This is a genomic window from Streptomyces sp. AM8-1-1, from assembly GCF_032229325.1.
Taxonomy (GTDB): domain Bacteria; phylum Actinomycetota; class Actinomycetes; order Streptomycetales; family Streptomycetaceae; genus Streptomyces; species Streptomyces achmelvichensis.
The window spans coordinates 2023580-2034499 of the sequence record NZ_CP135086.1 but is presented as its reverse complement, the minus strand read 5'-3'; the positions used below and the strand labels follow the sequence as shown (position 1 = coordinate 2034499).

The 10920-nt window shown below is 71.1% G+C and carries 8 protein-coding genes; all 8 read right to left on the bottom strand.

What is annotated here, in order from left to right; genetic code table 11:
- Position 1: 1 nt before the first annotated feature.
- Genes RPQ07_RS09205 through RPQ07_RS09170 form a run of 8 tightly spaced genes read right to left on the bottom strand, consistent with a single transcriptional unit; the run spans position 2 to position 10916 of the window.
- On the bottom strand, positions 2-649 hold the full coding sequence (locus RPQ07_RS09205; RefSeq protein WP_313943605.1) for a PIG-L deacetylase family protein: 648 nt from the start codon (positions 647-649) through the stop codon (positions 2-4).
- Positions 646-1455 (bottom strand): glucose-1-phosphate cytidylyltransferase, encoded by an 810-nt coding sequence (locus RPQ07_RS09200; protein WP_313943604.1) that lies wholly within the window; start codon positions 1453-1455, stop codon positions 646-648. The genes RPQ07_RS09205 and RPQ07_RS09200 overlap by 4 nt, the downstream gene beginning before the upstream one ends.
- The gene (locus tag RPQ07_RS09195) at positions 1452-2687 is read right to left on the bottom strand and encodes a class I SAM-dependent methyltransferase (RefSeq protein WP_313943603.1); all 1236 of its coding nucleotides are present in this window, start codon (positions 2685-2687) and stop codon (positions 1452-1454) included. The genes RPQ07_RS09200 and RPQ07_RS09195 overlap by 4 nt, the downstream gene beginning before the upstream one ends.
- Positions 2684-3928 (bottom strand): glycosyltransferase, encoded by a 1245-nt coding sequence (locus tag RPQ07_RS09190; protein WP_313943602.1) that lies wholly within the window; start codon positions 3926-3928, stop codon positions 2684-2686. The genes RPQ07_RS09195 and RPQ07_RS09190 overlap by 4 nt, the downstream gene beginning before the upstream one ends.
- Positions 3929-3930: 2 nt before the next feature.
- Positions 3931-5199, bottom strand: coding sequence for an O-antigen ligase domain-containing protein (locus RPQ07_RS09185; RefSeq protein ID WP_313943601.1), 1269 nt, complete (start codon positions 5197-5199; stop codon positions 3931-3933).
- Position 5200: 1 nt separating this feature from the next.
- Positions 5201-6727: a right-handed parallel beta-helix repeat-containing protein gene (locus tag RPQ07_RS09180; protein WP_313943599.1), complete on the bottom strand. Its 1527-nt coding sequence runs from the start codon at positions 6725-6727 to the stop codon at positions 5201-5203.
- An 8-nt stretch (positions 6728-6735) separates the two neighbouring features.
- Complete coding sequence (locus tag RPQ07_RS09175) at positions 6736-8712, bottom strand: alginate lyase family protein (protein WP_313943598.1); 1977 nt, start codon at positions 8710-8712, stop codon at positions 6736-6738.
- Positions 8709-10916 (bottom strand): bi-domain-containing oxidoreductase, encoded by a 2208-nt coding sequence (locus RPQ07_RS09170; RefSeq protein ID WP_313943597.1) that lies wholly within the window; start codon positions 10914-10916, stop codon positions 8709-8711. The genes RPQ07_RS09175 and RPQ07_RS09170 overlap by 4 nt, the downstream gene beginning before the upstream one ends.
- Positions 10917-10920: the final 4 nt, after the last annotated feature.

The window sequence follows — 10920 nt, the reverse complement described above, 5'->3', positions numbered from 1 at the left end:
TTCATTCCCCCAGGTCGAGAGTGAGTTTGGTGACGGCGAAGGCCTCGGCGTAGCGCGCCTGGCATTCGATACCGCGGATCCGGGCCAGCCCGAGGAAGGCCTCCCGGTCGTACCAGGGCCGGTGCCGCTGCGAGGGGTAGTGCTCCTGCAGCAGTCGCACCTTCTGTTCGGCGATCTCCGGTGACAGCGGCTGGTACGCCGACGGACGGCCGAGGTCGCCGTCCCACTTGACGATCTCGTAGCCGAGGACGAGGTGGTCGCGGAACGCGGTGGGTATCAGCTGCGCCAGGCCGCGGTGATCCTGGTGCGCGTCATCGGTGCGCGGGGCCAGGATCAGATCCGGCTCGGCCTGTCCGCGCAGCTCCTCGACCGCCGACTTGGCCTCTTCCCAGTACGCGGGCAGCCGGCCGTCCGGCAGCTTGTGCACGGTGAGCCGCAGGTCGGCGCCCGGGCAGAAGGCGGTCAGCGCGGCCTGCTCCTCCTGCTCCCGGTCACTGCCACCGCCGGAGAGCACCAGCGCGTCGACGCGGATGCCCGGGCGCGCGAGGCACAGCGTCAGCAGCGTGCCGCCGGCGCCGATGGCGATGTCGTCGCAGTGCGCGCCCACCGCGACGATCCGGTCCAGGCGTCCGGCGCCGAGCCGGATCATACGGTCCTCACCCCGGCCTTGGCCCCCGCGCCGTCCCGTTCCCACACGGCCCACGGGCGGTCGCCCCGGGCGTAGGCGGCGTCGAGCGCGGCCCGCTCCTTCACGGTGTCGGTCGGTTTCCAGAAGCCACGGTGCTGGTGCGCCACCAACCGTCCGCGCTTGGCCAGTTGGGAGCAGCCGTCGGCGACCAGGTCCCCGTCCTCCGGGATATGGTCGAAGATCTCCTGGCGGAGCACGAAGTAGCCGCCGTTCTCCCACAGCGGCAGCTCGCTCACCGCGGTGATGCCTCCCACCAGGCCGTCCTCGCCCAGGTCCACGCAGTGGAAGGACGACTGCGGCGGCACCACCATCATCGACGCACCGGCGTCGCGCGCGGCGAAGCGGTCGATCATCTCCGGCAGCGGGGCGTCGGTGAGTACGTCGGCGTAGTTGGCGAGGAACATCTCGTCGCCGTCCAGGTGGTGTCGCACCCGGCGCAGCCGCTCCCCGATCGGTGACTCGACGCCGGTCTGCGCGAACGTGATCGTCCAGTCCGAGATGTCGGTGGACAGCAGCTCGGTCCGACCCCTTCTCAGCACGAAGTCGTTGGACGTCGTCTCCTCGTAGTTGAGGAAGAAGTCCTTGATGTGGTGGGCGCCGTACCCGAGGCACAGGATGAACTCCGTGTGCCCGAAGTGCGCGTAGTAGCGCATGACGTGCCAGATCAGCGGCCGCGGGCCGACCATCGCCATCGGCTTGGGCACGTCGTCGGGGGTTCCGTTGCGCATCCGCATCCCGTAACCGCCGCAGAACAGGACGACCTTCACGACGCGACCTCGACAATGCTCAGTTCCGGGATGGGGAAGACCAGCCGGCCGCCCCACTCGCCGATGAAGGACAGTTGCTCGACCAGCTCGGCCCGCAGGTTCCACGGGAGGACGAGGACGTAGTCCGGCCGATCGACGGATATCCGCTCGGGCGGCAGGATCGGGACGCGGGTGCCCGGGGTGAACCTGCCGTGCTTGTAGGGGTTGCGGTCGACCGTGTACGGGAGCAGGTCGGGCCGGATGCCGCAGTGGTTGAGCAGGGTGTTGCCCTTGCCCGGCGCGCCGTAGCCGACGACCGTCTCGCCGCGGTCGGCCGCTTCGATGAGGAACCGCAGGAGGTCCCGGCGCACCTTGGCCACACGGGCGGAGAACTCGGTGTACCCGGACAGCTCCTGGAGTCCGGCGGCCTTCTCCCGGGCCAGCACGTCGGCCACCCGTCCGCTCGGCTCGCCGGCCGCCTCGGCCGGCCGGGCCCACAGCCGGATGGAGCCGCCGTGCGTGGGCAGCAACTCGACGTCCACGAGCGCGAGTCCGCCGCCGGCCAGTGCCCGGATCGCGGATGCGACCGTGTAGTACTGGAAGTGCTCGTGATAGATCGTGTCGTACTGGTTGTCCTCGATCAGGGTCAGCAGGTGCTGCACCTCGATGGAGACCCAGCCGTCGTCGGCGACCAGGGCACGCAGTCCCTCGGTGAACCCGACCACGTCGGGGATGTGCGCGTACACGTTGTTGGCCACGACCAGGTCCGCCGGTCCGTGCTCCTTACGGACGGCGGCGGCGGTGGCCGGGTCCAGGAACTCCGTGAGCGTCGGCACCCCCGCGTCCCGCGCTGCCTTGCCGACGTTCACCGACGGCTCGATACCGAGGCAGCGGATCCCGCGGTCCACCACATGCCTCAGCAGGTACCCGTCGTTGCTCGCGACCTCGACCACGAAGGCGTCGGTGCCCAGCCCCAGCCGCTCCACGGCGTCGGCGACGAACGTGCGCGCGTGCTCCACCCAGGAGGTCGAGAAGGAGGAGAAGTACGCGTACTCGCTGAACGTCTCCTGCGGCGTGATCAGCGGCGGGAGCTGCGCCAGCCAGCAGTCGGTGCAGACCCGCAGGTGCAGCGGGTACGCCGGCTCCGGCCGGTCGAGTTGGTCCGCGGCGAGAAAGCTCTCACATGGCGGCGTCGCCCCAAGGTCGACGACGCTCGCCATCGCTTCCGAGCCGCAGAGTCGGCATCGTGTCATCTGCTGTCCCCATCCCCCCTGCTCGCGCGGACGGTTCCGCCGCGAGCCAGTGCTGACCGTCCCGCGATCGCGGTGCGGTACTCCTCCAGCAGGCGCTCCAGGCCGACGGCCGGGCTGAACCCCTGCTCGTACCGGCGCCTGGCCGCCTGGCCCATCTCCCGGTTGCGGGCTGGTTCGGCCGCGATCCGGCGTATGCAGGACGCGAGCGAGGCCACCTCGCCCGGCCGGTGCAGCAGCCCGGTCACGCCGTCCTCGACCAGTTCGACGAAGGCGCCGTGACCGGCGGCGACGATCGGGACGCCGGCCGCCATCGCCTCGACGACCACGAGGCCGAACGCCTCGAGCCATGTCGAGGGAGCCACCACCGCGACCGATCGCGCGATGGCCTGCCTGCACTGGTCCGTGTCGTACAGGCCGACGTGGCGCACGTCGTCGCGTCCCGCCGCCCAGGCGGTGACCTCGTGCTCCAGCGGTCCCGTGCCGGCGATCACGAGCGGCACGCCCACACCGCCGCTCGCTGCGATCTCGTCCCACGCGGCCATGAGCAGCCGTATGCCCTTGGCCTCCGCGAGCCGGCCCAGATAGAGCAGATGCTCGCCCGCGCCCGATCGGCGGGCATCCGTGTCGGGCACGAAGTTGTGCTTCACCGCCAGCCGTTCGGCCGGCATGCCGGACCGCACCAGGACATCGCGCTGCGCCGCGGAGATGCAGAGGAACCGCTCCACGCCGGACCACCACCGCCGCCGGTTGACCCTCAGGCTGACGGCGAGCGGCACCGTCGCGAGGCGGGAGTTCCGGTAGCAGCCGTGCCGGACGGCGGGCAGCGCCGTCGCCGACCCGACGCACTCGGTGCACGGCCGGCCGTCCCGCTGCAGCGTGCCGGGCGGGCAGACCTGGGTGTAGTTGTGCAGGGTGGCGACGGCGGGCACGTCGGCGTCGGCGCAGGCAGCCAGCACCGCGGGCGACAGGAGCGGGAAGACGTTGTGGATGTGCACCACGTCCGGCCGCTCGGTGTGCAGCCGGGCGGCGAGCTCCGCGCGGACGGCCGGGTTCCACGGCACGAGCAGCGGCACCGCGGCCTTGCTGAGCAGAGAACGGGCGGCGATGTCGTCGCTGCGCCGCTCGAAGACCGTGACCCGGTGGCCGGCCGCGCGCAGCAGCTCCGCCTCCTGGTCGACGACCTTGTTCTCCCCGCTCGGCTGCGCCGAGGCGTAGCGGTTGTGCACCACGAGGATGTGCATGGTCAGGCCACCTCCGATCTTCGGGCCCATCGCGGAATACGTCGTCGGGGTACGTCGGGTGTGGCGAGGGGGGCGGCCGTGGCGGGTGCCGCCAGCAGCGAGGCGGCCAGGGCCAGATGCAGCAGATACGGCGAGGCGTCGCCGAGGCCGGCCTCGGTGTACGACGCGATCGCGCAGTAGCTGATCAGGAAGATCGCACAGGCCCTCGGCAGCGACGGCGGCCTCAGCAACGCGACGCCGCCCAGCACGATGATGATCGCCGCTACCAGGGTGACGCCGGTCAGACCCTGCTCGTGGTAGACGGCCAGCCAGCTGTTGTCGATGGGCAGTCCTCCGAACGACTTGTCGCCCAGGCCCATACCGAGCCACTCGTCCGCGGTCGTGCGGGGCGCTGCCAGCAGGGCGTCCCAGACCTTGGCCCGACCGGTGAGGCTGGTGAAGTTCTCCTGGCTCTGTCCGCGCAGGAACCACTCCCGCAGCGCGGAGCCGAATGCCACCGCGGCCACCGCGGCGCAGGCCACCGCCCAGGTGAAGAACCGGCGGGCCGCCGTGCTGGTCAGGAAGAGCGAGCCGATCGCCAGAGCCAGCCCGATGAACAGGCCGAGCGTGGCCGTCCGGGTATGGGTCAGAGCGAGCAGGACGAGGGACGGCACGATGACCACCGCGGCGCTGACCCGGTCGGTCCGCCGGCCCAGTACGAGCAGCACGGTGAGCCCGATGATCACGGCGGCGTACTGTCCGATCTGCGGCGGGGTGAGGGGCCACAACGCGCCGACCAGCCGCCCGCCGTAGAGCTCGGGCATGGCCGCGCCCGGCGAGACGACCAGGCCGGCGGCCACCGACCCGAGCACCGCGAAGTACATCCGGATGTGGTGCCGGACGAAGGTGAGGCCGCCGTTCCACCAGCGGCTGAGCAGCCACAGCGTGCCGATGAAGAGAGCCAGCCGGGCGCAGCGGAACAGTGCGCCGAACCCGGACTCCAGGTCCGCGCTGGAGATCACGCTCGGCACCAGCAGCAGGGTGAGCAGGAAGACGAAGGCGCTGGGCCGGATGCGTAGTTGGAGGTTGATCGCGAGCGCCAGCGCGAACGCGGCGACCAGGGCCCCCATGGTGACCATCTGGATGAGGGAGCGGGGGAGGGGGACGATGGTCTTCGCCCCGGCGGAGCCGAGCGTGTTGAGGATCAGCAGCCCCCAGACCGTCCCGACGATCTTCGACGTGTGGTCAGTGTGGTCTGTGTGGCCCGTGTGTTCCGCGTGGTCACGGCTCATCTCAACCACCGACCCCTGCGCGGAAGGTGCTGCCCGCGTCCTGCTGGTACGGCGTGCCCTGCCACTGCACGGGGTCGAGTATCCGGCTCGGGTCGTGGGCGACGAACTTCCATGGTCCGATGTAGACGTTGTCGTGCCATCGATTGTGCTGCTGGTGGGTGATCGCCTCGGCCACCCGTTCGCCCTGGTACGGCGACCAGTCCGGATAGGTGCCGTAGTTGGCCAGCACCGCCATGCGGTCGCACTTGACCGTGCAGTCGACGACCGAGGTGTCCAGCACGAAGCGGTTGTGGTGGATGTCCACCCGCTGTGTCTTCCACCGGCAGTCGGCGTACAGCGGTGCGCCGGCGATCGCCGGCTGTGCGCAGCGGTCGGTGTTGTCCACCAGCAACGTGCAGTCGCCGGCCGAGGTGTTGGCCGGGCTGTTGCAGAACCGGTCGGCGTTTTCCCACAGGGTGATGCCGGACCAGTTGTTCTCCAGCACGTTCCGGTAGATCTCGATCTTGTCGGTGCGGGCCCGGACGCGGGGTTCGCCACCGGACTCGGACAGGTAGACGGTCGCGAACGGGAAGCTGTCCCCGCGGTCGGCGTATCTGCGGCCCTCGACCCAGTTGTTCCGCCGGATCGTGTTGTTCCGGATGACCGCGTTGTAGCTGGTCTCGTAGATCAGCGCGGCACCGTCGTTCGCCTCGAGCAGGTTGTTCTCGATGCGGAAGTCGTTGTTGTTGGTGTCCGCCCACAGCCCTGATCCACGGTTGTCGTGCACCCAGTTGCCGCGGACGTCGGCGCCGTTGACGGCCCAGAACTTGATGCCTCCGGTGCAGCCGCAGCCCGGCCGACGCCGTTCCCAGTCCTCGGTGTTGTTTCCCGCGATCTCGTTGCCCTCGACCACCAGGCCGCGGATGGCGTCGCCGGCCTTGTAGGCGTTGATGCCGTACTGTCCGTTGTCGCGCAGGCAGCTGGCGCGGACCTGCTGGCGGGCACCGGCCATCAGCCCGGCGCCGGAGTTGTTGCGGATCGTCGCGTGCTCGATCACCCACCCGTCGGCCGAGTCATGGTTGACCACGCCCTCGTTGTGCGGCGCGACGAAGCCCTGCACGGTCAGATGCCGGATGGTGACGTTGCGGGCATTGCCGCTGAACGCGTACTGGTTCTTCTTCCGGCCGTCGAGCACCGCGCCCGGCGCACCGAAGTAGCGGTTCCCCTCCTTGGGGACGACCTGGGCGTAGCGGTCCGGGGCGAGCGTGTGCTTGCCCGGCCGAAGCCAGAACGAGGTGTTCGGAGGGCTGATCCGGGTCTTCGCCGCCAGGTCGCCGACCACCGCGGGGTCGACCGTCACGGCGCCCGCCGGCGCCTTCGCGGGCCCGGCGGCGGGCTTGGCGCACACCCGGGCCACGGGCGTCGACGGCGCGGCGGTCGGCTTCGCCCGGGCGGTGGGCGTGCTCTCACTGTCACAGCCGGTCGCTGCCAGCAGGGCCAGCGTCAGTGGTGCCGCAGCCCATGCCCGGTGCCGCCTCTTGATCCCCACGCGCCCCCCTAGCCGTGGAACCTGAGCACGGTGGTGAAGCCTTCCGTGCCGTCGGTGAAGCCGGTGCCGACCAGCGTTGTGGTGGGTTCCTTGCGCCCGAAGCCGGCGGAGTACCAGCCCAACGGCGGGTCGGTCTCGCCGCGATGCGCCTGCCAGGTCAGCCGGCCGGGCAGGTCGAGCTCCGCGGTGCGCTCCTGTGCGTCCCGTGACCAGGTGAGCCGTGCCCGGTTGTCCGCCAGGTCCGCGGTGATCGCCGGACCGAGGTGGAACGCCAGGCGCACGGCCCGGCGTGGGCCGCGTACCTCGTCGACCACCCTCAGCTCCTGTGCTGCGGCCGTCAGTTCCACCCGGCGGCGGTGCACGGAGTGCTGGTAGCCGTCGTGTTCGGCGCACCAGCGGGCTGTCCCTCCTTCAAAGGCTCCGGATGTGTCCGCGGTCAGGACGCGGCTGCGGGCATGGCGGGTCCACAGGAACGGGCCGCCGGACACGGACTGGTCATGGCCGTCCAGTTGCAGGGTGTTGTGGCCGAGGGTCGACCGGAAGTACTGCCGCCACTCGGGTTGCCCGTGGTAGCAGTACGTCCCCGGGTCGGCGAGTACGTCGACCCCGTCGTGCCGGACCTCCAGGGACAGCGCGTCCGCGTGGCCGTGCGCGGCGATGGACAGGAAGCCGTGCGGGCCACCGTCGCAACGGCACCAGATCTCCCCCGGACCGCGCAGGATGGTCATGCCCGCGTCGGCGAAGTGGTCCGGCCGGCTTGCCGGTCGGGTCGCGGCGGGTGCCCCTCCCGTGTGCGTGCGTGGCCGGATGAGCGCGGCCAGCAGCGGGGTGCGCACATCGGTGCCGGTCACCGCCGGCCACCATGCGAGCCGGCCGAACACGGCGTCCCCGGTGGCGAGCAGCGAGGCCCAGCGGTCGGTGCCCGCGCCGTCCACGATCAGACCGTGCCCGTCGTCCGCGTCTCCCTGGCGTGGCGGACGTAACCGGCTGTCCACGACGGCCGCGAGCGCGTCGGTCATCCGCTGCAGCACCAGCCGGATCGACGCGGGGAGCGGCACGCCGGCGGCATCCGCCTCGGCCGTCGCGGCCAGGCCGAGTTCCAGCACCAGTCCGTGGTACTCGGTGGCCAGCTCGCGGTTGAGGCCGGATGCGAAGGTATTGGCGTGCAGATGCCGCTCCAGCGACCGCAGCGCGCCGGCTCGCCAGCGTGCGGAGGACGGGAACCACCCGAACGCGCAGGCCGCGGCGAACTGTCCGGCGGCCTCGGCGATGACGTGGTTGTTCGCCGACGACCCCCGGCTGGGGAAGGCGGCCAGCCAGCGCTGGTGGTGCCAGATCTGGTTCAGCGCCACCGGGTTGCCCTCGAAGAGCACGGCCGCACCCGGCCAGCCGTCGAGCAGCCGGCGGATCCACACCCAGGACAGCAGCCGGATGCCCAGCTCGATGCCGCTGATCCAGTGCACGCCGCGCAGCGGTGGGTTGGCTGTCCACCACGAGCGCAGGTGCTCGGCGACGCGCTCCGCGTACCGCTCGTCGCCGGTGATCGCGTAGGCGGCGGCGAGCACGGTGAGGTACTGATGCCGGGACAGTTCCCAGATCTGCTTGATGTCCCCGACCGCTTCTTCGTTGCGGTACGGCACGTCGAAGGCGTAGCCCCACGGGGCGCGGCGGCCGGTCTTCGGGTCGCACCACCAGTCCGGGTCGTCCAGGTCGTCGCGGACCACGCCGAAGTACTCGGCGTGCCCGTACATGAGCCGGTCCGCCTCGGCGACCAGACGTTTCGCGGCGTCCGGAGGTATGGCGGCGATCGTCCCGGCGGGCAGTACCGCGGTGAACCGCGCGCCCGTCACACTCGGGCAGTCCGGGCGTGCCGAACGCCAACGGCGCCTGCGTACCGCGTCGCCCGCCCGGCCGCCGATCTCCCGCGGTCCCATCCGGGACAGCCGCCTCAGGTACCAGCCCGGACTCCCCGAGCTCATCGTCATCGTGTCCTCGCCAGCGTCACCGGTGCGCCGCCGGCCAGACCGGCCTGCACGGCGAGGGTGGCCGATGTGGTGGCGACCAGGGATTCCAGCGGAACCGGCATCGGCCCTCCGGTCCGCACGGCCCTGATGAACGCGGCGAGTTCGGCGGACTGGCCCTTGTCCCGTGCTTTGGGGAGCCGGGAGCTGACCCACCGTCTGCGGCCGACCCCTCCGTCGGCGAACAGCGAGGCACGGACGAAGTCGTCGAGCCGCAGCACCTTGCCGTCCGCGACCAGGTCCAGCGTTTCCTTGGGGAAGCCGGCCGCGCCGGTGGTGACGTAGCTGATGGTGGCGGTCGACCCGTCCGGGTAGCGCAGCACGACCTGCAGATCCTCGTTGCCGGTCGTGGCGACCGCGTACACCGAGACCGGGTCGGCATCGAGGAGCCAGCTCGCCGTGTCGATGAAGTGTCCGCCCTCGCCGGCGAACCGTGAGCCCTCGCTGCCCTGTTGGAGGTACCAGCTGCCGTGTTGCAGCCGGCCCGCGTTGACCAGATAACGGAGGCTCGCCGGACCGGTCCGGGCTCCGAACCGCTTCCTGGCCTCCTGCAGCAGCGGCGCGAACCGGCGGTTGAAGCCGACCTGCAGCCGGTCGTTGCCGGACTCCTCCACCGCCGCGAGCACACCGGCCAGTTCGTCCCCGGTGAGCGCCAGCGGCTTCTCCACGAACACCGTCTTGCCGGCCAGCAGCGCCTTTCGGGTCAGTTCGGCGTGCGAGCTGTGGCGGGTGACGACGAACACCGCGTCGATGGACTTGTCGCCGAGTACGGCGTCCAGATCGGTGGTCGCCTCGGCGAAGCCGAACTTCCGCCGGGCGTTGGCCGCGGACAGCGCCGTCGTGGTGACGACGGTCGACAGCTCCACGCCGTCGCGCTGTGCCAGATGAGGCAGCAGCATCGACGTCGCGTAGTTGCCCGCGCCGACGAACGCCAGCCGCACCGGCGACGTGGCGGATCGGGCCGGGGTGGACACCGAGCCGCTGCGTCGCTTCACCGCGGGCACCGTGACCGCCGGGGCCACCGCCTCGGCTGTGTCCTCAGCGGGGCCGGCGTACCGGAACAGGACGGCCACGGCCTTCAGATCGCCGTCCTTGAGGCTCTGGTACGTCTCGACGGCGTCATCGAAGTCGGCGATGTGGGAGACCAGCGGCTCCACATCGACGCTGCCGCGGGCGACGAGGTCCAGGAAGCACGCCAGATTGCGGCGCTCGGTCCAGCGTATGTAGCCGATCGGGTAGTCCCGTCCTTCGAGTTCGTACTCCGGGTCGTAGCGCCCGGGGCCGTAACTGCGCGAGAAGCGGACGTCGAGCTCCTTCTCGTAGTACGCGTTCCACGGCAGGTCCAGGCGGCACTTGCCGATGTCGACGACGCGGCCGCGGTCCCGGCAGAGCCGCGCGGCCAGCTCGACGGGCTGGTTGCTGCTGCCGCCGGCGGCCAGGTACACCTGGTCCACGCCGTGACCGCCGGTGAGTTCGGCGACGGCGGCCTCCACGGCGGCGGAAGCGGGATCGCCGCAGGCCGCGGCTCCCAGGCGCTCGGCGAGCTCGCAGCGCGCCGGATCGGGGTCGGCCCCGACGACACGGACTCCCGAGGCGGTGAGCAGCTGCACCACCAGCTGCCCGATCAGCCCGAGGCCGATGACCAGCGCGACCTCGCCGAGCCGCGACTCGCCTTGGCGGACGCCCTGCATCGCGATGGACCCGACCGTGCCGAAGGCCGCGTGGCGCGGCGCGAGGCCGTCCGGCACCGGCGCGTAGAGGTTCTTCGGCACCCAGTTCAGCTCGGCGTGCAACGCGTGCTCGTTGCCGGCGCAGGCCACCAGGTCGCCGACCTTCACATCGTCGATCCCGGCGCCGACCTGCTCGACCACCCCGCACAGCGAGTAGCCCAGCGGTGTGTAGGAGTCCAGCTTGCCCATCACCTTGCGGTAGGTGGCGGGCACCCCGTTGGCGGCCACGCTCTGCATGACCTTGGCCACCTGGTCCGGGCGGGAGCGGGCCTTGCCGAGCATCGACATGCCGGCCTCGGACACCTTCATGAGCTCGGTCCCGGTGGATATCAGCGAGTAGGCGGTGCGGACCAGCACCCCGCCCGGTTTGCACCCCGGCACCGGCACGTCGAGCACCGCCAGCTCGCCGCTCTTGTAGTTCTGAACAACCTGCTTCACCCGA

Coding starts and splice junctions, on each gene's coding strand:
- RPQ07_RS09175 (WP_313943598.1), bottom strand. CDS start 8,712: ATGACGATGAGCTCGGGGAGTCCGGGCTGGTACCTGAGGCGGCTGTCC.
- RPQ07_RS09205 (WP_313943605.1), bottom strand. CDS start 649: ATGATCCGGCTCGGCGCCGGACGCCTGGACCGGATCGTCGCGGTGGGC.
- RPQ07_RS09190 (WP_313943602.1), bottom strand. CDS start 3,928: ATGCACATCCTCGTGGTGCACAACCGCTACGCCTCGGCGCAGCCGAGC.
- RPQ07_RS09195 (WP_313943603.1), bottom strand. CDS start 2,687: ATGACACGATGCCGACTCTGCGGCTCGGAAGCGATGGCGAGCGTCGTC.
- RPQ07_RS09185 (WP_313943601.1), bottom strand. CDS start 5,199: ATGAGCCGTGACCACGCGGAACACACGGGCCACACAGACCACACTGAC.